Source organism: Aeromonas popoffii, from assembly GCF_037818705.1.
In the GTDB taxonomy this organism is placed as follows: Bacteria; Pseudomonadota; Gammaproteobacteria; order Enterobacterales; family Aeromonadaceae; genus Aeromonas; species Aeromonas popoffii.
Window position 1 is genome coordinate 792,857 of record NZ_CP149129.1, and the last position, 22,846, is coordinate 815,702.

Annotated in this window: 18 protein-coding genes and 1 pseudogene; 13 read left to right on the plus strand and 6 right to left on the minus strand. The window is 53.1% G+C overall.

The features are described 5' to 3' along the window. The first annotated feature begins 7 nt into the window (after positions 1-7). From cutC to WJM78_RS03835, 8 genes and pseudogenes are all read left to right on the plus strand, one after another. Entirely contained in the window at positions 8-3,397 is a 3,390-nt protein-coding gene (cutC, locus tag WJM78_RS03800) for a choline trimethylamine-lyase (protein WP_339013761.1), read from the plus strand. 113 nt (positions 3,398-3,510) lie between these two features. Beyond that, positions 3,511-4,458 (plus strand): choline TMA-lyase-activating enzyme, encoded by a 948-nt coding sequence (gene cutD, locus WJM78_RS03805; RefSeq protein WP_339013768.1) that lies wholly within the window; start codon positions 3,511-3,513, stop codon positions 4,456-4,458. 12 nt (positions 4,459-4,470) lie between these two features. Then, entirely contained in the window at positions 4,471-4,923 is a 453-nt protein-coding gene (locus WJM78_RS22770; RefSeq protein WP_422388432.1) for a BMC domain-containing protein, read from the plus strand. Continuing rightward, positions 4,920-5,540 (plus strand): phosphate propanoyltransferase, encoded by a 621-nt coding sequence (locus WJM78_RS03815; RefSeq protein WP_339013771.1) that lies wholly within the window; start codon positions 4,920-4,922, stop codon positions 5,538-5,540. Before WJM78_RS22770 ends, WJM78_RS03815 begins: the two co-directional genes overlap by 4 nt. A 12-nt stretch (positions 5,541-5,552) precedes the next feature. Next, positions 5,553-6,248, plus strand: a complete 696-nt coding sequence (locus WJM78_RS03820; protein ID WP_339013774.1) for a hypothetical protein — start codon at positions 5,553-5,555, stop codon at positions 6,246-6,248. Between the two features lie 24 nt (positions 6,249-6,272). Further along, on the plus strand, positions 6,273-6,659 hold the full coding sequence (locus WJM78_RS03825) for a DMT family transporter (protein ID WP_339013776.1): 387 nt from the start codon (positions 6,273-6,275) through the stop codon (positions 6,657-6,659). A gap of 39 nt (positions 6,660-6,698) precedes the next feature. Continuing rightward, positions 6,699-7,028 (plus strand): multidrug efflux SMR transporter, encoded by a 330-nt coding sequence (locus WJM78_RS03830; RefSeq protein ID WP_339013779.1) that lies wholly within the window; start codon positions 6,699-6,701, stop codon positions 7,026-7,028. Positions 7,029-7,417: 389 nt separating this feature from the next. Then, positions 7,418-8,555 (plus strand): annotated as a pseudogene (locus WJM78_RS03835) (IS3 family transposase). 244 nt (positions 8,556-8,799) lie between these two features. Here WJM78_RS03835 and ulaR read toward each other — a convergent pair. The 4 genes from ulaR to ulaG form a co-directional block, all read right to left on the minus strand. After that, a complete protein-coding gene (gene ulaR, locus WJM78_RS03840; protein WP_339013782.1) occupies positions 8,800-9,558 on the minus strand; it encodes an HTH-type transcriptional regulator UlaR in 759 nt (252 codons plus the stop codon). A gap of 97 nt (positions 9,559-9,655) precedes the next feature. After that, the gene (locus WJM78_RS03845) at positions 9,656-10,528 is read right to left on the minus strand and encodes an L-ribulose-5-phosphate 3-epimerase (RefSeq protein ID WP_339013784.1); all 873 of its coding nucleotides are present in this window, start codon (positions 10,526-10,528) and stop codon (positions 9,656-9,658) included. A 14-nt stretch (positions 10,529-10,542) separates the two neighbouring features. After that, positions 10,543-11,370: a Cof-type HAD-IIB family hydrolase gene (locus tag WJM78_RS03850; protein ID WP_339013787.1), complete on the minus strand. Its 828-nt coding sequence runs from the start codon at positions 11,368-11,370 to the stop codon at positions 10,543-10,545. Positions 11,371-11,477: 107 nt separating this feature from the next. Then, positions 11,478-12,545, minus strand: coding sequence for an L-ascorbate 6-phosphate lactonase (gene ulaG, locus WJM78_RS03855; protein ID WP_339013789.1), 1,068 nt, complete (start codon positions 12,543-12,545; stop codon positions 11,478-11,480). A gap of 512 nt (positions 12,546-13,057) precedes the next feature. Here ulaG and WJM78_RS03860 point away from each other — a divergent pair. From WJM78_RS03860 to WJM78_RS03875, 4 genes are all read left to right on the plus strand, one after another. Beyond that, positions 13,058-14,809 carry a PTS ascorbate-specific subunit IIBC gene (locus WJM78_RS03860; RefSeq protein ID WP_339013792.1) on the plus strand — a complete coding sequence of 584 codons (1,752 nt, stop codon included), beginning with the start codon at positions 13,058-13,060 and terminating at the stop codon, positions 14,807-14,809. Positions 14,810-14,853: 44 nt separating this feature from the next. Continuing rightward, a complete protein-coding gene (locus WJM78_RS03865) occupies positions 14,854-15,330 on the plus strand; it encodes a PTS sugar transporter subunit IIA (RefSeq protein ID WP_339013795.1) in 477 nt (158 codons plus the stop codon). 40 nt (positions 15,331-15,370) lie between these two features. Beyond that, the gene (locus WJM78_RS03870; protein ID WP_339013798.1) at positions 15,371-16,063 is read left to right on the plus strand and encodes an L-ribulose-5-phosphate 4-epimerase; all 693 of its coding nucleotides are present in this window, start codon (positions 15,371-15,373) and stop codon (positions 16,061-16,063) included. A gap of 125 nt (positions 16,064-16,188) precedes the next feature. Continuing rightward, positions 16,189-16,833 carry a 3-keto-L-gulonate-6-phosphate decarboxylase UlaD gene (locus WJM78_RS03875; protein ID WP_339013801.1) on the plus strand — a complete coding sequence of 215 codons (645 nt, stop codon included), beginning with the start codon at positions 16,189-16,191 and terminating at the stop codon, positions 16,831-16,833. Positions 16,834-17,181: 348 nt separating this feature from the next. Here the strand turns inward: WJM78_RS03875 and WJM78_RS03880 are convergent, their stop codons facing one another. Further along, entirely contained in the window at positions 17,182-18,099 is a 918-nt protein-coding gene (locus tag WJM78_RS03880; protein ID WP_339013803.1) for a WYL domain-containing protein, read from the minus strand. Positions 18,100-18,506: 407 nt separating this feature from the next. Here WJM78_RS03880 and WJM78_RS03885 point away from each other — a divergent pair, with 407 nt between their 5' ends. Next, complete coding sequence (locus WJM78_RS03885) at positions 18,507-19,751, plus strand: hypothetical protein (RefSeq protein WP_339013805.1); 1,245 nt, start codon at positions 18,507-18,509, stop codon at positions 19,749-19,751. 211 nt (positions 19,752-19,962) lie between these two features. Here WJM78_RS03885 and WJM78_RS03890 read toward each other — a convergent pair whose 3' ends face one another. After that, entirely contained in the window at positions 19,963-22,692 is a 2,730-nt protein-coding gene (locus tag WJM78_RS03890) for an ankyrin repeat domain-containing protein (protein ID WP_339013807.1), read from the minus strand. Between the last annotated feature and the right edge of the window lie 154 nt (positions 22,693-22,846).

Genomic DNA, 22,846 nt, shown 5'->3' on the forward strand with positions numbered 1-22,846 from the left:
TTACCTCATGGCACACTACAACTTAACGCCGCGCGTCAAAGTGCTGGCCGAACGTTTACTGGCGCATACCAGCACCCTGTGCACCGAACACGCAACGATTCTGAACGGGCTGGACGGCGACATCGCGGGCATTCCCGCCGCAGTCAAACCGGCACGCCGTTTTTACGAACTGATGCGCCAGCTGCCGCTGACCATCTGCGCCGACGAGCTGATTGTCGGCAACCAGACCCGCACCCCGCACGGCGCCATTTTCCAGGACGAAAGTGCCGGGCAGCGCCCGTCCACCTTCAAGTTCCTGAATCTGAATAGCGATATCGACTCTCCCGACTACAAGCTGGTGGTGGAGAAAGGCGTGCTGGCCATCAAACACCAGCTGGAAGAGAAAACCCGTGCGTTGGGTAGTGCCGTTAGCCGCAGCGGTATGGACGAAGTGAACGGCTGCCGTGCCGCCATCTACGCCTGCGATGCCCTCATGGCGTTGGCGCAAAATCTGGCTAACAGTGCCGAAATGCTGGCCGCTGCAGAGAGCAACCCGTTCCGTCAGGCCGAACTGCGTGAAAGTGCCGGCATTTTACATCACGTCCCGGCCCACCCTGCACGTAACTTTAAAGAGGCATGCCAAGCGTTCTATCTGTTCCAGCTGGCACTTCAGTTGGATAACGGCAGCTACGCGGTAAACCCGGAAGGGGCGGACAAAGCTCTGCTGCCGTACCTTCAGCACGATATGGCCAGTGGCATGCTGAACGGGCAACAAGCGTATGAAATTGTTGAGAGTCTGTGGTTCAAGCTGGCGGAATTAAGCGAAGTGCGCGCCAACTGTGCCATCGACGGTTACCCGATGTTTGATGCCTTGTTCCATGGCGCTAGCCTCCAGAACGCGCGAATTAACGAGCTTTCTGACATGTTCATGAGTGCGCAGCAAAACCTCAGCGCTCTCAATTTGCCAGTGCGCTTGTTTAGCGGAGTGCAGCACGTCTCAGCCGTACCGTTCGCTGCCTGTACAGAAGATACTGCGGTGATGGAGGGTTTAACGCCGCGTCTGCAACGCCTGCGTAATCGCTATCTGACCGTGCGCCCCAGCGTCTCTATCTATCGCGCGCTCGCCTTTACCGAAGTCGTCAAAGCCAACCCGGGCATGCCAACCATTTTGCTGCGGGCCAAAGCCTTCCGTCACGCCTGCGAAACCGCCCCGATCCTGATTCAGGACGACGAGCTGATCGTCGGCCATCCATGTGGCAAGCCACGAGCGGGCGCATTCTCACCGGATATCGCCTGGCGCTGGGTTCACGATGAACTCGATACCATGAGCACCCGTCCGCAAGATCCCTTTGAAATCAGTGAAGCGGATAAAAAGACTATTCGTGAAGAGATCGTGCCGTTCTGGGAAGGTCGCTCGCTGGATGAGGTCTGCGAAGCACAATATCGTGAAGCCGGTATCTGGGCATTCAGCGGTGAGACTTTTGTCAGTGATCTCTCCTATCACCAGATTAACGGTGGCGGTGATACCTGCCCTGGCTATGACGTTCTGCTGTTCACCAAAGGGATGAACGGTATAAAAGCTGATGCCCAAGCTCATCTCGATCAGCTGAGCATGGAGAACCCGGAAGATATCGACCGTATTTACTACTACAAAGCTGCGATAGAAACCTGCGAAGGGGTGGTCAACTATGCTCGACGCATCGCAGCCCATGCACGTGATCTGGCTGCGAAAGAGCAAAATGCTCAGCGCCGCGCCGAGCTGCTGACCATCGCCGACGTGAACGAGAATGTACCGGCCAATCCGCCAAAAACGCTGCAAGAAGCACTACAGAGTATCTGGACTGTAGAGTCTCTGTTCGAAATTGAAGAGAACCAGACCGGACTGTCACTCGGTCGCCTTGACCAGTACTGCTACCCGATGTTCGAAGCCGATATTCGTGAGGGACGCCAAACCCACGATAGTGCGCTGGAAATGATGCAGGCGTTCATCATCAAATGTGCCGAACTGATGTGGATGTCGAGCGAGCTGGGGGCGAAATACTTCGCCGGTTATCAGCCGTTCATTAACCTGACCGTAGGTGGCCAAAAGCGGAATGGTGGTGATGCTTGTAACAACCTGACCTACCTCATCATGGATGCCGTACGCTTTGTGAAGGTCTACCAGCCGTCACTAGGTTGCCGTATTCATAACCAGTCGCCACAGAAATACATGGAGAAAATCGTCGACGTCGTGAAAGCGGGGATGGGTTTTCCTGCCTGCCATTTCGATGACTCCCACATCAAGATGATGCTGCGCAAGGGCTTTGATTTTGAAGATGCCCGCGATTATTGCCTGATGGGTTGCGTTGAGCCACAAAAGTCTGGGCGTATCTATCAGTGGACCTCCACCGGATATACCCAATGGCCTATCGCCATCGAGTTCGTGCTCAACCGTGGCCGCATGGTGTTGTTTGACAGCCACCAGGGGCTGGATACCGGTGACCTGCGTGATTTGCGTACCTTTGAGGAGTTCGATGCTGCGGTGAAAAAGCAGATTGCCCACATCGTGCGTCTCTCGGCAATTGGGACTGTGATCAGCCAGCGGGTGCACCGTGATGTTGCACCTAAACCACTCATGTCTCTGATGGTGGAAGGTTGCATGGAGAGTGGGAAAGATGTCTCCGCCGGTGGGGCGATGATCAACTATGGGCCCGGGCTTATCTTCTCTGGCCTTGCTACCTATGTCGACTCTATGGCCGCGATCCGCAGGCTGGTGTTTGAAGACAAAAAGTACACTCTTGAGCAGGTCCGCGATGCACTGCTGGCCAACTTCGAAGGGCATGAAGCGTTGCGCCGCGACTGCTTGAATGCACCGAAATACGGTAATGATGACAACTATGTAGACCAGTATGCGCTGGATATCACCGAGTGGACGGAGAAAGAGTGCAGCAAGTACAAGATGCTCTACTCGGTTATGAGCCACGGCACTTTGTCTATCTCCAATAACACGCCTATTGGTCAGTTGACCAACGCTACACCGAACGGCCGCTTGGCATGGATGCCGCTCTCTGACGGCATCAGCCCGACCCAGGGGGCAGATAAACAAGGTCCTACGGCTGTCATCAAGTCTGTAAGCAAGATGAATGTGGAGACCATGAACATCGGCATGGTGCACAACTTCAAGTTCCTCAAGGGATTGCTGGACACCCAAGAGGGACGTCACGGTCTGATCACGTTGTTGCGTACGGCCTCGATTCTCGGTAACGGCCAGATGCAGTTCAGCTATGTGGACAATGAAGTGCTGAAACAAGCGCAGCAGGACCCGGAGAAATACCGCGACCTGATCGTGCGTGTCGCAGGTTACAGCGCCTATTTTGTCGAGCTGTGTAAAGAGGTGCAGGACGAGATCATCAGCCGTACCGTGATTGAGAAGTTCTAATCGATACGTTGATAGCGATGTCCCTGTATTGAAAAAATAACTGGCAGTACTCCGTGATGGTGGGTCGCAAATAATACGACTGCGGCCTGCCATATCTGGAGATGGAGGCAAGCGTGATCGCAAACAATGAATTGACCGGGCGCATATTCAACATCCAGAAATATTCGATATATGACGGAGATGGCATTCGCACACTGATTTTTTTTAAGGGCTGCAATCTTAGCTGCCCTTGGTGCGCCAATCCTGAAGGACTGAGCAGCCAATATCAGGTGATGTTCTCGCACGACAAATGTATCAACTGCGGTGACTGTGTGAATGTCTGTCCGGCCGGGGTCCATTATCGGGCCGAAGAGAACGGCAGCATGAAACACTTCGTCGATCGCAATAAAGATTGCATCGGCTGCCGCAAATGCGAAGAGATCTGCACCCAGAATGCGCTGGATGTCATGGGCAAGGATGTCACCGTCAGCGAGCTGATGGAGATCATCATGCAGGACTACGATTTCTACATATCATCCGGCGGTGGCGTCACCATAGGCGGCGGAGAGATGAGCCTGCAAACCGACTTTGCCGTCGCGTTATTTCGCGAATGCAAGAAGATGATGCTCAATACCGCCGTGGAAACTCAGGGCACCACCCCGCTGGCCAATTACCAGCAGTTGGCCTCCGTCACCGATACCTTCCTGTTCGATATCAAGCAAATCAACAGCGAACAGCATAAAGCGATGCTTGGCATCGGCAATGAAGGCATTCGGCGCAATCTGGAATGGCTGGTCGATTACGGCGCCAACGTCATTGTCCGTATGCCGCTCATCCGTGGATATAACGATTCATGGGACGCCATTACCGGCGCTATCGAATACGTACGGAAATTGGCTAAACGCGGAAATATCCTGCGGATCGACATGCTGCCATACCACCAGTTGGGGCGCAAAAAATATGAACGGCTGGATATGCCCTACCCCATTACTCAAGACCCGTCTTATACGCCGGATCAATTAGACCGGCTGGAGACCTTCTTTAAAAAATTTGATTTCGATATTCGCTTGGTCCGCCATTAACAGGAGTCAACGATGAAAAGTTTGGGCGTAATTGAAACTCGAGGATTGGTCGCTGCCATTCAGGTCGTGGACGCCGCCTGTAAAGCCGCAGAAGTGACCTGCATTGGCTATCGCAAGGTGGGGTCTGGGCTGGTGAGTGTCTGCTTTGAAGGGGAGATCAGCGCCATTCGCACCGCCATCGAGCGTGGGGTCGCGGTTGCAGCCACGATCGACAAGCAGGTCCATTCACTGGTGATTGCCCGTCCGGAGCCAAGCGCGGTGGAGGCGCTCAGCAATCTCAAAGGCCACCCGCCGCGCACGCAAGCAAACACCAACGTGGACATGACTGCCGAAACGAGCGCAGCCCCGACCCTGTCACCGAAAAACAGTGCAGATGCCGAACCAGTCACCCCACAGGTCACGCAGTCCGCTCTGGATCTGGCGGAAGATAAAAACGCCGTGGCAAGGAGAGGGAAGAAGGCATGATCGACCCCCAGCTACATCAAGAAATTGCCAGCCGCCTGAGCCTAGCGTCACCGGCAATTCCGGTCGGTATCTCCAACCGTCATGTACATCTGGCGCAGCAGGATATCGACGTGCTGTTCGGCAAGGGCTACTCCTTGACGCCACTCAAACCGCTGCGCCAACCGGGCCAGTTTGCCGCCGAGGAGTGCGTCACCGTGGTCGGCCCCAAAGGCTCGCTGACCCGTGTTCGCGTGCTCGGCCCGACCCGGTCGGTTTCACAGCTGGAGATCTCCCGCGCCGACTGCTTCACCCTCGGGGTTAAGGCACCGGTACGCGAATCCGGCCAACTGGAAAATGCGGGCAGTGCACTGCTCATCGGTCCGGCAGGCCACGTTGAATTACGCTCCCAGGTGATCTGCGCTTGGCGACATATCCACATGTCGCCGCAAGATGCCCGTCAGCTGAATGTGACCAACGGCCAGAAAGTGAGCGTGCGCAGCAACGGCGAGCGCCAGCTGGCTTTCAATGGGGTGTTGGTGCGGGTACGTGACGATTTCGCCTTGGAATTTCATATCGATACCGAAGAAGCAAACGCCGCTGGATTGAAAAACGGCGCGCAGGTCATGCTGATCGGTTAACGGAGAACCGCTATGACCGACGAACAGATTGAACGCCTGGTCGAACACATGCTCCAGCGCCTGCAGCCACCGCTGCTGGTGATGGTTACAGCCACTAAGGGATATCGGGAGGCAATTCGAAGCCGCCTAGCTGGATGCGGACATCGCCTGCATCTTGCGCTGGCGGACGGCATTGAGGATGAAATGCAGTGGAAACTACTGGGTGAAGCTGTGGCGACCAGCGTTTGGCAACAAGCCCTGCCGCAAACACCGTATCGTGCGCTGGTGCTGCCATTTCTCGACTACCCGCTGGCGATGGACCTGCTAAGCGGCACGCTCCGCAGTCCCGTTGCCCAGCGTGTGCATGATGCCTTGTTGACGGGATTACCAGTGTTCGCGCTGCGCTATCACTGCGATCCGGCCAGCGAACTGAACCAGCTGCAGGGGGCGCATCCAAATTCAGCTTACGCAGGTCATATGCATGCTGCCCTGACCCGCCTGAGTGAGATTGGCGTCACCTTGTGCAACATAAATGAGCTGCTGGAGAAGCTGGTATCGGGTAACGACGCAGCTCTAGTGCTGGCAAGCACCACGAGCGTAACCCGGCGTTATCTCACTGTCAGCGATGTAGAGATAAATCCACAGCTTGCCAGTGCACCCGAAGCGCAGCTGACCGATGCCGCGATCGAGTATTTGAAAAATAAAACAAAAGAAAAAATCTTACCTTAAATAACAATCCCGGAGTTTTAACTTATGTCTTCAAAAACAAAATGTTGGTTATGGATGCTGTTGGTTATTATTTCAGAAACCTCAGCAACGTCGACCTTGAAAATGTTCGGCAGCAGTGAAGGTAATACCAAGATGATGCTACTTGGCCTGCTCGTACTGTTGTATTGTACCTGTTACTACTCGCTATCTCGAGCGGTAAAATATATCCCGGTTGGACTTGCTTACGCTACTTGGTCTGGCACCGGAATTTTGGTTTTGTCTACTTCTGGCATGGTATTTTACGGACAGCACCCAGATACAGCAGCTATTATCGGCATGGCAATTATTGCTAGTGGCATTGTTATAATGAATCTGTTTTCAAAAATGGGTAGCGAAGAAAGTGAAGACTCTTCAGGTGAGTCATCTATTTAATCAAATAAAAATAGCCAATTAATATAGGGTGTTTGACATATGTTTAATCTTGGGTTTTTATGGCTGGCGCTTTCTATCGGCGCTGAAATTACCGGAACATCAATGATCAAAAAAACCAATGGATTTAGCAAGCTAGCTCCATCAGTACTAGTAGTCTGTGCCTATAGCCTGTGTTATTTCGCACTAACACGTGCAATGAGCACGATTCCGGTTGGTGTCGCCTATTCACTGTGGTGTGGCTTTGGCATCGTGGGGGTAACTATCTGCTCCATGATTCTCTACAAGCAAAAACCGGATCTGCCCGCTATTCTGGCGATGATACTGATTATCTCGGGCGGAGTGGTCATGAACGTCTTCTCCAGCATGTAATGGGATTTGGGTTGCTTCGAGCGAACGAGCAAGGAGGCAACCCTCCCTACTACCTGTACTGTGTACTGCTCATTTCGGACTATGCCCACCATCAGCAGTCTTCTCTCTGGCTATGGCCGAAACGGTGTGCTAAGGAGAGTGCGATCAAGTTGGTCTGACCGTCATCATGAGTGACATGTCCACATTTTAAATTTTCATTATTCCATGCATCGGTCTCATTCCTTCCCCAATACTGCGTTTTATCCCATGATCCTCCCTGTTTTGAGGCTTACCTCGCGTTTTGGGCGCAGCTATCCCATGCCCGTATCATCTGGTCCACTCGAAACTGAATCGCCCCCAGTTCCCTAGACACCTCACAGCCTCAAAATGAGGCAACTATTGGAGGTGTTATGACCCGTCAGCGTTATCCAGAAACACTCAAAATCGAAGCGGTTAAACAAATCACCGAGCGCGGGCGGCCGGTGGCTGACGTTGCACGAGCCATCGGGGTATCCAGCCACAGCCTGTATGCATGGCTCAAGCAGTACGGTAAGCCCGCTGACCAGCAGCACGAAGAGTTAGCCTTGCAAGCCGAGATCCGCCGTCTGAAAGCCGAACTGCGCCAAGTCACCGAGGAGCGCAACATATTAAAGGAGGGCGCCGGGGACGAAGCCAGCGAGTCAAGGAAAGGTACGCGTTCATAACCTCCCGACTCGACCGGTACAGTGTCGTTACCTGGGGGTTAACCGAAGTGGCTTCTACGCGTGGCAGAAACAGCCTACATCGCCACGACAGCATGAGGACGAACGACTAACGGGGTTGGTCAAGCAATCCTGGCTGGAAAGTGGTGCTGTCTATGGTTATCGCAAGATCCATCGTGACCTTCGTGACTTGGGGGAAGTCTGCGGCAAGCACCGTGTGGCAAAATTCATGAGGCGAGAAGGACTGCGTTCGCAAACCGGCTATCAGCGCCGTAAGGGGCATTATGGGGGTAAGAGCCCGCAGGCAGCTCCGAACATACTGGCTCGTCAGTTTAAGGCCCCAGCCCCGAACATCTCCTGGGTGACCGACATTACTTACATCCGAACTCAAGAAGGGTGGCTATATCTGGCTATAGTGCTAGATCTGTTTTCTCGCCAGATCATCGGCTGGGCCATGAAGCCACGCATGACGGCAGACTTGGCGGTTGATGCGTTATTGATGGCGGTTTGGCGACGTAAGCCAACGCAGCCGGTACTGGTGCATTCGGATCAGGGCAGCCAGTTTACCGGTGGTGAATGGCAGGACTTTCTGAAGGCCCACAACCTGAATTGCAGTATGAGCCGACGTGGTAACTGCCACGACAATGCTGTCGCCAAGAGCCTCTTTCAGTTACTCAAACGGGAGCGGATAAAGCGCAGGATTTACCCGACAAGAGACGAAGCCCGCAGCGACGTATTTGATTATATCGAGATGTTTTACAACCCAATCAGGCGCCATGGTTCCAATGATGGGCTGTCGCCGGTAGAGTTTGAAAAGCAGTTCAATGTTCAACAACAGAGTGTCTAGAAAACCCGGGGCGATTCACATCGTATTTTGCGTGTCAACCCGCCCCCGGTGAGCGCTTACAGATTTTCAGCTCTCCTTGAGAAGAGTATATGCAACTCAAGATACCACTGGATGTGCGCAGTAGTAATATACTGTTTGGATGGATTGGATATGTTTTTCCTAGTAATGCCATGATAATTAAATATATTTTTATAGAGTGGGCGGGAAAGGGGTCGCTGGTAAAGCGCCCCCAGCGCCTAATGCTTTAGACCAGAATGACCTGCACATCCTTGGCTTTGAGCTGCTCTATGACCGCTTTATCGGCATCTTTGCCGGTGATCAGAATGTCGATCTTGCTTGCGGCGCAAAACAGCATGCCTGCCCGTTGTCCTACCTTGCTGCAGTCGGCCAGTACCACCAGTCGACCGACATGGTTGAGCATCTTCTGCTCCGCCATGGCGGTCAGCATATCCATCTTGTAGAGACCGTCTGCGGACACGCCCTTGCCGCTGGTAAACATCCAGTGTCCGGCATAGAGGGAGGAGACCTCGTCCTGTGGTGCCAGCGTGATGGATTGCGACTTGTTGTATTGACCACCGATGATGACCACGCCGTCATGGTCATTCTCGATAAGGTAGTTGGCGAGCGGGAAGTAGTTGGTGATGACTTGAACATCCTGCCCGCAGATCTCCTGACCGAGAACGAAGGCGGTGGAGCCACAGTTGATGACCGCGCTTTCGCCCGGTTTGATCAGGGCAGCAGCAGCCTGGGCGATGCGCACCTTTTCGCTGTGATTGAGGCTTTCGTTGCTGTCGAGGGGAGACCAGTGGGCTTTTCTTGCCTGCATCAATGCTTCGGCCCCGTTGCGCACCTTGTGCAGTTTGCCGGAGTTATTGAGCTTGTTGATATCGCGGCGAGCAGTGGCCGGAGAAATATCAAAGGCTTGCATTATGCTGTTGACCGACAGATGACGTTTCTGATTGAGCAATTCCAAAATGGCGTTATGGCGATGTGCTTCTGTCATATCATGCCTGATGATGATTGAATCTGATTGGGTGGTGATTATATCGCGCATAAGTTTGAATGACAGCTCTCTTGTCTACTCTTCTGGTGATGCGATATCAGGCTAGTGCCAGACCGGCTTGCTGGCCCAGCTCGATCAGTCGCGCTTTGGCCGTTTTCAGGTTGCTGGCCCACTGTGCATCCTTGGCCCACATCTCCAGTACCAATGGCCCGTTGTAACCCATTTTTGCCAGCGTGTTGAAAATGGCGGCAAAGTCGACCTCTCCCTCTCCAATGACCAGATCACGGAATTGTCCTTTGCAACTGTCCGATACCTTGCGGGTGTCTTTGAGGTGGATCTGCACGATATGGTCAGCACTCAAGTGCAGCTCGGTGCAGGTGTCATAGTTCCAGCCGCTGATATTGCCGACATCCGGGTAGGCCATAAAGTAGGGGGAGGGGATTTGCTTTTTCAGCACTTCAAATTTGCTCAGGGAGTTGAGGTAGGGGGTATCCATGATCTCCACGCCCAGCATGATGCCTGCCCGCTCTGCCATTCTGGCCGCCGCTTTCATCCCTGCAACGAAATGGTGGTGGGTCTCTTCGCTCTGGGGCTCGTAATAGACGTCATAACCCGCCAGCTGGATGCAGCGAATGCCGAGTTTGTACGCCAGATTGATAGCTTTTTGCATGATGATCGCTGCCCGCTCGCGGATGGCCGGATCGTGCGAACCAAACGGAAAGCGGCGGTGGGCGCTCAGGCACATGGAGTGCAGCGGGAAGCTATGCTGCTCGCACAGGTGTCTGAGCTGATAGATCTCGGCATCTGACCAATCCAGCCGCTGCAGTTTTTCATCTGACTCATCAATGGATATTTCGATGAAATCGAAGCCAAGCTCCTTGGCCGACAGAATTTTCTCTTTCCACTCCAGTTTGGAGGGCATCGCTTTTTCATAAAGGCCGAGGCGAAAGGCATGGTCAAAGTTATGCATACAAGCTCCTGCATTCAGATAGGGAAATAGGTGTTCAAGACCTCGAGGATCCCGCCCTCGTCGTTGCTCTCTCGGGTGACCCGGTCGGCTATCAGCTTGACCTCTGGCTCGGCATTGGCCATGGCGATGCCCATCCCCGCGAGGCAGAGCATGGAGGTGTCGTTGTGGTTGTCGCCGATGGCGACCAGCCGTGCAGGGTTGATCCCTTGCTGCTCAAGGTATTCCTGCAGTCGCGCCCCCTTGTTGTTGCCGCTGCGGGCAAAATCAACCCGGTTGGACCAGGACTGCTCGCCACTGAAGTGCTCGCGAACCCAGGGGTGGTTTGAGAAAGCCTGAATGGCGGCGATATCCCCCTCTGCCACGAACTTCCAGACATGGGTGCTGTTTGCCAGTTCCTCTTCAAACGAGTGAACACAGGCCACCTGCGGCTGGAGCTGCGGCGCAAAGCCGTTAGCCCATTGCTGCAGGGCGGTCATGTAGCGCACCGGCTGCCGGGAGGAGTAGACCATGCGGTCAGTGACATACATGACAAGGTTGAGTTGGTGCTCGGTTGCCAGCGTGATGAAGCGTTGTGCCAGCTCATGAGGAATGGCGTTGTCAGCTAGAACAGACCGTCGGTCGTAGTCGTAAACGTAGGTTCCGTTGCAGCAGATGATGGGGGTGGTCAGGCCCAGCTCGTGGTGATAGGGGTGGGCGGCCGTGTGATGTCTGCCGGTGACCAGCATGACTGTGGCCTGCTCCTTGATCCTCATGATGGCCTCCTTGACGGCCGGCATGATGGTGTGAGCATTGGTCAGGGTGGTGCCATCGAGGTCGAGGGCCAGGGCTAGATAGCGCATCATCTGCTCTTCTTGTTAACTGGTGATGGGGTGGGTAGTAGAGGGGGTGATTGAGATGACGCCTTGCTGGCCCATATCAATCACCATCCCTTGTATTACCCTACGTGTGCTTACAGGAAGGACTTGTAAGGCAGCTCCGGCTCGTCGATGAAGATGTCATCAAACCCGCGCGGGTGCTGGTAGTGCAGCTTGCTCTGATCAGTCGGGAAGGTGTACTTGCCACCGACTTGCCAGAAGAAAGGGCTGAAGCGATAGCCGAGGCGCTCTTTTTTCATGTTCCAGAGCACTTCGATCTCGCGGGGATCGCTTTGGAAGTTGGCCCAGATATCGTGGTGGAACGGGATCACCACCTTGGTATTGAGGGACTCCCCGGCCCGCAAGATGTCTGATGAGGTCATCTTGTCGGTCACGCCGCGCGGGTTCTCGCCATAAGAGAGCAGCGCCACATCGATCTGGTAGTCATTGCCGTGCTTGGCGTAGTAGTTGGAGTAGTGGGAGTCACCCGAGTGGTAGAGGTTGCCACCGGATGTCTTGACCAGATAGTTCACCGCCCGATCGTCCATGCCATCTAGGATGCTCTTGTCGGTGGATGAGACCCCCGCCGGCAGGGTGACCAGCGCGGTACGATCAAATGCATCGAGCACCTGAATCACGATATCACCCACAGGGATCTCGTCCCCTACACGCGCCACCACACAGCGCTCAGCAGGCACTCCCCAGCGCAGCCAGAGGTCGACACAGGCCTTGGGACCGATGAACTTCACATGCTCACCACAGTTTTGTTGCACGGCTGCTGCCACATTGACGTCGATATGGTCGGCATGATCATGGGTGGCGAGCACCGCGTCTATCTGCTTGATCCCGAAGGGATCGAGCACGAACGGTGAGGTTCTCAGGTTGGGTTGCAGCTTGCGCACGCCCCCCATCCGCATCATCTGGTGCTGCTTGTTCATATAGGGATTGCCATGGGTTCTTTTACCCGTGCCGCACCAGAAGTCGATGGAGATGTTGGTATTGCCGGCGGACTTCAGCCAGATACCGGTGCAACCCAGCCACCACATGGCGAAGGTGTTCGGTTTGACCTCTTCCTGCTCAATCTCTTCATTCAGCCAGGTGCCCCACTCGGGGAAGGTGCTGAGGATCCACGATTCACGGGTGATTTCTTCAATCTTGCTCATCTGACATACCTTTTCTGGTTTGGATGGTTCACGCAGTGGTGATTCATCGGGTGATGACATGGCTTGCATGGTTGCGAGCCAGTGATTCGTTTTGATTTATTGTGACTATATTATTGCTGTTTGTGATTATCAATGATTGTCGTGATTGTTTTGTGAGATTAATTGCGGGATATCACAATCCAGAAATGAGTGTGTTTTTAAGTCTTTGTATTTATGCGGGTTATTGTTTTTTGGTTCATGGTTGGTTTTTTTTGAATCCTTTTATGCGGCTAGTCGTGCTCTTTTAACCGAAATTTCACATCCGGAGGATGGAAAAAAGAGATTCTCCCGACCTAGATCTTCATCACAATAAATCATTTGGTGACCATATATGATTATTTTAGATTCCGCAGTGAGTGGTGACAGTTGAATCTGCTCGCGGGGCGTCAGGTAAAGCAATGCCCATATGAATGGTGAGATGTCCGCACCAATCCAATAGCAATGAGTTGTCCTCATCTGGACGGAGCATAAATATGGAAACCCTCTACAACGCTTTTTACATCTTTTACAGTCAGGTGATGACCAAGGCACCCCTGCTGTTGGGGCTGGTGACCTGTATTGGCTACCTGTTGCTCAAGCAGGATGGCACGACTGTCGTCAAGGGCACCGTGAAGACCATCGTTGGTTTCATGCTGGTGCAGGTTGGCGCCAGTACGCTGGTGGCCGGCTTCAAGCCAGTGGTGGACAAGATTGCGGAATATCATCATCTCACCGGTTCAGTGATAGACCCCTACACCACCATGATGGCCACCATGGAGACCATGGGAGAGAACTACTCCTGGGTCGGTTATGCCGTATTGCTGGCGCTTGCTCTCAATATTCTGCTGGTGTTGCTGCGGCGCTATACCGGGATCCGCACCATCATGCTGACCGGCCATATCATGTTTCAGCAGGTTGGTCTGATCGCGGTCTTCTATATGGTGATTGGCGCCTCAATGTGGGAAACCATTCTCTATTCCGCCGTTATCATGGCGCTCTATTGGGGTATCTCCTCGAACATAATGTTCAAGCCAACCCAGGAAGTGACCGGTGGGGCGGGTTTCTCCATTGGTCACCAGCAACAGGTCGCATCCTGGATTGCGACCAAGGTGGCGCCGAGACTGGGTAACAAGGAGGAGAGCGTTGACCATCTGAAACTGCCAAAATGGCTGCACATCTTCCACGACAGCATCACGGCCACCGCCATCGTGATGACCATCTTCTTCGGCATCATCCTGCTCTCGTTTGGCCTCGATAATCTGCAACAGATGGCGGGTCAGACCCACTGGTCAATTTACATTCTAGAGACCGGTCTCAAGTTTGCGGTCGCGATTCAGGTCATCGTGGTGGGGGTGCGCATGTTCGTCGCCGAGCTCTCCGAGGCCTTCAAGGGGATCTCCGAGCGTGTTATTCCTAACGCCGTATTGGCAATCGATTGCGCTGCCATCTACGCCTACTCACCAAATGCCATGGTCTTTGGCTTCATGTGGGGTGCCATCGGTCAGTTCCTCGCGGTGCTCACCCTGCTGGCATTCCAGGCGCCCATCATGATTATCCCAGGCTTCATTCCCATGTTCTTCTCCAACGCCACCATTGGGGTGTTCGCCAACCACTTTGGCGGCTGGCGCGCCGTGATGAAGATCTGTTTCGTGATGGGGATCATCGAGGTGCTGGGTTCTGCCTGGGCTATCCATCTGTTTGCGGTCAATGGCACCAGCTTCAATGGCTGGATGGGCATGGCGGACTGGGCGCTGGTATTCCCGGTGATCATGCAGGGTCTCTCGTTCTCTTCCCTGTTCTTTTTGGTGTTGCTGGCGGGGGCCGGGCTCTATATGTACTTCGCTTCCCGCTCCCTGCGCATGGAAGAGGATATGGCTGTCCCGGGTGCCATCGCGGAAGAGGATGAGAGCGATGTGCCTGCCTTGCAAGCCGAGAGTGCCAAAGGGGGAAATGCGGTGCGGATCCTGGCGGTATGCGGCAACGGCCAAGGCTCATCCATGATGATGAAGATGAAGATCGGCAAGTTTCTCGAGCAGCGTGGTGTGCCCCATGTCATGGACTCCTGTGCCGTGGCCGATTACAAAACCAAGCTTCAGACCACCGACATTATCGTCTCCTCCAAGCATCTGGCTGGAGAGATGAGCCCCGGTGATGGCAAATTCGTGCTGGGCGTACAGAACATGCTCAACCCCAATTCGTTTGGTGATGAACTGCTGGGCATCATCAAGAACAACTTTGCAAATTAAGCCGATGAACCTCGCTGCACTCGGCAGCGGGCAAGGAGAACAAGATGAAATTCAAACAATCTCTGATGGAAAACAACTCTGTATTGCTCAACGCGGCCGCCACCGACTGGCGCAGCGCCATCAAACTGGGCACTGACATGCTGATCCGCTCGGGTGCAGTGGAGCCTCGCTACCACGATGCGATCATCGGCAGCATTGAAAAGATGGGGCCCTATATCGTGATTGCCCCCCAGTTCGCGATGCCCCATGCGAGGCCGGAAGATGGGGTCAATCGCACGGCGTTCGCACTGGTCATCCTGACCACACCGGTGAAGTTTGAAGGGGAAGATGAGCTGGTGGACGTGCTGGTAACGCTGGCGGGCAGCACCTCGGATGAGCACATGGAGGGGCTGATGGAGGTCACTCAGGTGCTGGAGGATGAAAATAGCGAGAGCGGGATCAATCTCGACAAGCTGAGAGCATGCCAGAGCACGGCAGATGTATTCAACGTCATTGACCAGGCGCTGGCTCAAGTGGCCTGAGACACCCAACGTGGCCCCGCAATGGGCCCAGGAGAACGGAATGTACAAGTCATTGAAAGAGGCGGTACTGGAGGCCAACCTGCTGTTGCCCCGATATGGTCTGGTTACCCTGACATGGGGCAACGTTTCCCAGATTGATCGCAGCCTGGGTGTCGTGGCAATCAAGCCATCCGGGGTCTCTTACGATAATATGACCGTTGACGATATTGTGGTCGTTGATCTGAAAGGCCAGATCGTCGAAGGGCATTTATCCCCATCCAGTGATACCGCAACCCATCTGGTTTTATATAACGCATTCAAGGGTATTTCCGGTATTGTGCACACCCATTCCCGTCATGGCACTATTTGGGCACAAGCGGGTATGGATATTCCTGCATTGGGAACGACACACGCCGATTATTTTTATGGGGATATTCCCTGCACTCGTTCGCTGACTGAAGATGAAATCCGCGTTGATTATGAGAAAAACACCGGCAAGGTCATCGTCGAAGAGTTTCATCGTCGGGATCTGGATCCGCAGGCCTTGCCTGGCGTAGTCATCACCGGCCATGCCCCCTTCTGCTGGGGCAAGAGTGCGCTGGATGCGGTGCACAATGCGCTGGTGCTGGAAGAGGTCGCCACCATGGCGCTGGCAACCAGAGCGTTGAATCCGGCCATACATATTGCGCAGGAGTTGTCTGACAAACACTATTTCAGAAAACATGGTGAAAATGCCTATTATGGCCAGCGTTAATTGGCTGGCACGTTATTTAAATTACCCATCTATTTATTTTAGTGACGTCAGGTTACGGCCTCTTATCGACTTTAAATCAATGGGGCAATGAATCCTGTCAATATTTTAAATTAAGGAAATATATTATGACCAAGCCAATGTTACAGATTGCTCTGGATTCCACCGACCTTGCTACCGCCGTGGATATTGCCGAGCGCGTCGCCGGTTATGTTGAGGTCATCGAGGTCGGCACGATTCTGGCCTTCGCGGAAGGCATGTCTGCGGTACGCACCATGCGGGAGCGCCACCCTAATCACATCATCGTGTGCGATATGAAAACTACCGATGGTGGCGCCATTCTGGCACGCATGGCCTTCTCGGCCGGGGCTGACTGGATCACGGTATCGGCCGCAGCGCACGTCGCCACCATAGCTGCTTGCAAGAAAGTCGCGGATGAGTTTGGCGGGGAGATCCAGATCGAGATTTACGGTAACTGGACTCTTGATGATGCCAAGCAGTGGGCCGATATGGGGATCACTCAGGCTATCTATCACCGTTCGCGGGATGCTGAGCTGGCTGGAGTCAGCTGGACGCAGGCAGATTTGAGCAAGATGAGGGCGCTTTCCGAACTGGGGCTGGAGCTGTCGATCACCGGCGGTATCGTGCCGGAAGACATCCATTTGTTTGAAGGGATCCGTGCCAAGGCCTTTATCGCAGGGCGGGCATTGGCCTCTGAAAGCGGACATGAAACTGCAGAAGCACTGCGCAGCGAGATAAACAAATATTGGTAACGTGTTACTAGCCCCCACCGAAGTTGAGTCAGAGTCCGTTAACGTTCAATTAGAGTAGAGATGACTAAAGTGGAAGTTAAACAGGCTCAGAAGCTGTCAGAGCACTGGTTTGGCAAGATGCCATTAACCGTCAGGAAAAGCTAAAAAAAGAACATAGAAGGAAGCGGCCAGATGGCCGCTTCCTTCTTATTCAGTTGGCAAGTCACCAGAGACAAACTGAGCCGGTGCATCCATCAGTTGTGACAACGCTGCGTAGAAAGAGCACTCCTCTAGGGGTTGGATATATACGGGGCTTTGTTGCTGGAGAGGGTCATGCCTCTTTTCCTGCATTCCCTTTTTTTAAATCCCTTAACTCTCGCGCAAATCCGGGCTCCTAAGCTTGAAGATGCAACCCTTGGCCACCAGCTCATCCCGGTTTGCCAGCACTAGCGGGTAGAGTAGCGGATGCTGTTCGTGATCGCCGTTGTAGCTCACTTGCATACGCTCCAGCGCATAGTGCATCAGTGGAATGCGCTGGTTGAGCAGCAGCTTGCCATCTGCCATGGCATAGTCGTTGGCAATAATGGCCTGTTGTCCTTCGCTGAGGGTTGGATTGGGGATGACCACCGCAGTGACCTGGGTGTTCCACTCGAGATCCTGATCCCGGCCATGAGGGGAGGCATCCAGCAGCTCTGGTGCCCCACGAAACCGGCTCATCACAAAATCCAGATACACCCCTTTCTTCTCGCAGTAAGCGCGCACGTGCCAGCGGATCCCGTCATAGACCAGGGTATGCGGCACAATGTTGCGGCCACTCTGCTCCGCTGAGCTGAGCGACACGTAATCGACATCGACACGCAGCTGGCCGCGAGCAGCTTGTACCAGACCTCGGACAATCTGGGGGTCGATATGGCGATTCGGCACATCCAGGATTTCGATATGGCCGTAGCGCAGATCCATCAGTGGCAGGATCCCCCCCTCGGCCTCATGCTGGCGTTGGTGCTGTTTCTCCTTATGTAGCAGCATCAGGTACTCATCCACCTTACCTTCGCTAAAGCGGGGGTGGAACTGAGTGGTGGGTTTGTAACCCTTGAGATTGCGATCGTACTCCAGCCCTTCCGGGGAGACTTCTCTGATATAGCGGTTGATATCCTTCGATGCTTGCTGGCGGCCAATGTTGAAGGCGGTGCAGAGGTGATTGGTGGTCAGCCGTCCTTCCCATTGCAACACGATCTCTAGCAGGCGAAAGCGCAGGCTCTGATCCCAAGTAAGCTCTTTGGGGGTCATATGTGCTCCAAAATGCGACATGTGTATGTAACCAGTATCGGCATGAGTATACAGGCGACATATACTGAGTTAATCACAGTGTGGTGAAAAAGATTGTGCTGTCTGTACCACGTATGCAGCAAAGAGGGATCTCCGAGTATGTTGCCGAAGTGCAGCTTAACTTCGGTTGCTCTCACAATCACAAGGTCATGTCAGGCTTTGCCATCAGATGGGAATGTCCTATACCTCAAAGCCTTCGGCATGGTGTAGCACGATAAGGTGAAGTTATTTAGCGACAAGGGGACCAAGCTCATGATCGTGGAAGAAGACGCGAAAGGATACAAACGAAAAAATAAAGCAGAGGACGTTGCTACTCTATTCCGCGGCTTACCAGAAATGAAGGTTGAGGTTATTCAGGTGACCGATTGATGGACTTTCAGAATAAAATACCCTTCGCAATCAAGACCGAGACCGGCGCAATTGTCTCGGTCGATGATGTTGAACGAGGACTCGCAGCGGGTTGTCATTGCCCCAGTTGTAAAGGATTGCTTGTTGCCAGAAAAGGTGAGCACAACCGTCACTGCTTCGCGCATTACCGCGACAGCAAGGAAAAATGTCTTTACGCCTTTGAAACCAGTGTGCGGTTGATGCTGCGCTCTAAGCTGGGAAGTGTTGTTAAGCTCAATACCCCAGCCCATTACACCCAGTTTGATGGTGCCCAGGAACTGGTCGCCAAGATCCATGCCGATATAGGCGTTCAATTTGTTCCGCAAGCAGAGACCCATGGTGTCCCGGCAGGGCTCTTTCAGTTGGTATCGCGGCCAGACTTCCACCTTGCCTTACACTTTCCTGCCGCACATGAGCCTGTAGGGTTGTACCCGCTGTGGCTTGGACGATTTATAGCCAAACACCCTAAAACAGGCGTTTTGGCTGTTCGTTATAGCCAGTTTGGCGACCGGATGTTCGATAAGTCCTGCCCTGCAGGGATGGACACGACGACTTTGATGCTGACGATTCTGAGCGAAAATCCCAACTGTCTGCATTGGCTCTATCACCCACGCGAGGAGACGGCGCTGATCGCCCTGGAGCAGCTTGCCGAACAGCGACGGCAAGAGGCAGAGGAGAAAGCCAGACAGCGGCAACTAAAACAAGAACAACTGAAGGAAGCGCGGCGGCAGTATGAGGCAAAGCAAAGGATGCAACGCGAGCACCAAGCGGCGATTACGGCTCAGATGAGATTGGCTGAACAGGAACGCGCCGCCCTGAGAGCACGGGACTATGCCGCACAGGCAGCGCAAGACAGCGACAAGACCAGCAACGGGGGGCAGTATCCACGATCTACGCCAACCGCGTGCCGTAATTGCCAGCTACAGCACCAACGCCTTGATGCTGACGGCTACTGCTATCGCGAGGTTTGCATCAGATCTCGGGTGAAACGAATAGCAAGAGCAGAAAGGGCAGAAGCATCTACACGGTATTCCTACGCCAGCATGCGAGGTGGCGCAAATGCAAGCAGCACACCCCAGAAACAGACCAGCCTAGTTGCCAGTCAGCAACCCATGAGCGACACACAACGCCAATGGTACTCCTCTATCAAGCCTGGTTCGTGTCCTCACTGCGGGGGAGATAGAGGCAATGGCCCGAATGGCTGGTGGTGTGAGAAATGTACATAACCCTCTGGATTGACCCTATAGATCCAGACACTTTTTCCCGCTTAGTGTGATACCCGACTGTGCCGAAATTCCCGAGGTGTACGGTATCCATTGGTTCCCTTGAATAAGGTCCGCTTCAATATCCAATTATCTCCAGGCATCCATACCACAAAGGTAATAAAAAAAGAGATGCTGATAACAACATCTCTTTGGGTGCAGTGTGAGTTGCTATCTATTTCTGTAACACTGGGGTTGCTTGTGCAAGCAAGTCTGCAGTTGCGAGCAACTCTTGCTTGGTGGCACAACGCTGCCCATTTTGAGCTCGTTCGTTAGCTAAGAGGCTTAACGCTTCTGGGTTGTCGATCAAGTAGTTAATCCGTTCTAGGGGGGTCATTCCCTGAGAGTTGCGCTGCCGTGCGAGTTTGGGGGCTAGTTGCAGCAAGCGCCTGACGGCATGCAAATTGGCAGTCCAACTCGCCGTGTGCAGTGGTGATTGCCTATCATCCGTGAGATTGTCCAGATGGCACGGGTGATCGAGGAGTGCATCCACACAACTATCTACCCCAGACTTGATCGCCGAATGTAGAGCAGTCATTCCGCTACTGCTTTGTATTTCTGGATCAGCGCCAGCTTTGAGCATGATGGTTACTAAATCGGTATCTCCTTTCTCAGCCATCAGCATCAAGGGGGTTTGCCCTTTAATATCGGGGATATTTAGTTGTTTAGGGCTCTCTTGCGCCAGTTGGCCGATAAACGAGCGCCAATGCGCCAACATGGCTTCGAATCGACGCGTTTCACTTTGCAGCTCGAGTGGAATAATTAGCTTCATTGGTGGCATTATCTGCACAAAAGAAGAATGCATCTTGAGAAGAGCCATCAATACGGAATTTCCATCGACATCAGGCAGGCTAGATTTCAACAATGAACGATTGGCTTTGATCCATTTTTGCAATCCTTCTTCATCGCCAGCTTGGAACAATGGCAGCAGGTCGTTAAGTAACTTATCCATCGTACTTTGTATGCTACGGATTTCGGCCTCAATACCTGGATAGGGTTTGTACAGGTCATCCCAAAAGTAATCTGATGACCAGCGTGCAATATCCTCGATAGATGGAATCGTATCGCACTCTGCCATCATTCCTCCGGCCAGCATCTCCCGATAGTACTTTTCGTGGTTATTGGTGATTAGTTTCTGGTTGGCAACTTCTAAGGCCAGACCATCCCTCGCGATCTCACCACGCACTGGGCCATAATTTCGTTCCAAAGCAGCGTCCAGCGCCTCTCTGAACAGTTTGGTTGCACCCTCAAAATCATTACTGGCAAGCAGGTGCTTGGCTTTGTATTGCAAAATGGGTGCTTTCCATAATTCATACCCTGAGCTTGCTTCAGTTTCATCGAGCAGGGCTTTCACCTTGGTGATGGTGTCTTTTGGTCTTTGTTTGCGATCACCATTTAGATAGCCATCCAGCTCGAGCATAATTGCTTGGACGGTTTCAGCTGGGGTTGCAGCCAGCTCTCGCAAACGCTGGACAGCGGCCTCTTTGGCTCGTGGAGTTAGGGATGGATGCTGCGCTACCTGACTGACGACCCAATATCTATGCTCGGTCTGCAAGGCGCGCCAAGGTGATGAGGTTCTCATCCGGTCAATCAACCGATAGGTAGCTTGTGTCTCATCAGCATGAGCCTTGAGGCGTTCCAACTTTTTTTTAATGATGGGTACAGCGGATGCCGTGTCGAGTGCAAAGTGATCTTCAAGCATCGCCCCAGGCTGCAAATGGTAGAAATGACGAGTCAATAACTGAGCGAGTTCTAGATTTGCAGTCTCACGACGAGAAGGAAGGACCGAAAGGAATATGCCTTGTTTGTCCCATTCAGGCAGATGTGCTTCGAACCAAGCATTTTCAGCTGCTTCACCCTGCTCCCCGCAATATCGGTATGCATCGATAGTCCGGTTGTAGACAGCCTTATAGATGGCGAATAGTTGAAGCAATTTATTTTCTTGAGGATCTGCACACAACTTGTCAACATCTGGAAATAGGTATTTGAGTAACCGTATATAACCATCCTGTATCATCCGAGCGAATAAAAAGCGCTGGCGGATAATTTTTGGTAATGGTGCAGCATAACGCTCCGCGATGCATTTCACGAAGATGGCTTGCTCGTTTTCATCTGCCTGCCCAGCCAGAATTGACTCAATGCGACCAAGTTGAGTCATGGGGAGTTCCAATCGAAGTTGATCGGCAGTCAACCCCTTTTTTTCCAAAAAACTCAGAACGTTGTTGAATTGTGCAGAAGGGCTGCCATCGTTGTGGAGTGATATCGCGCCATCAAAACGTAGTTTTGTCTCGTCGGAGAAGTACTTCTCGATGGTCTCTGGGCGAATCGTGGTTCCACTACGCCAGTTATATAAGGATCGGCGTAGACCATCATGGCCATCCTCGAACAATTCACTATGTTGATCTGCGAATGCCTCTATAGGCTTACCCAGCAGGTCCAACAGCCAATCGACCACTTGGGCAACTGGCATATATAGGCTAGACGTGCCATTCACCTCGGAAGGCTCGGGCAGATACCAGAAACGCCCCCCCGGCATACCAGTATCCAGTTCTTGTTCAAGGTGCCAGAAGCCTGCATGGCGTGCTAGACCAGGTATGTATAAATGTGTCAGCACCGTCCAGAGAACCTGGCGTTGATCTGCGGCGAATGTCCAAGTATTGAGCTCGAGAAGCTTGTATTTCCCTGCAAATTCCATGAAGTTGTCGAGAGAATCTAATTGTGCCAGTGGGTCCATTCCTAGCGCCCTGAGGATATCGTCAAAGATTTCTTCGCCCATATTTTTGTGAGCTTTAAGACTTATCTGACCAGTCGCAAATTTTGTTTTCTTGGTTGTCGGATAACTCTGGCAGCCAAGGCTTTGATGAATTTCCAGCAAGATGGCTTCGGGTAGTGGCAAGGTGCTCATGTTGTGTCTGCTCCAGAATTTGTTTGGTGTAATGGCCATTCTGGCAATGTGTATCCATCGGGTCACTGAAAGGTCCTGTACCCCCCCCCCCTCTCACAGGCTGCAAAACTGGGGGGGGGGATTTTTGATCAAATTTGGTGCCCGCCTGAGCGGT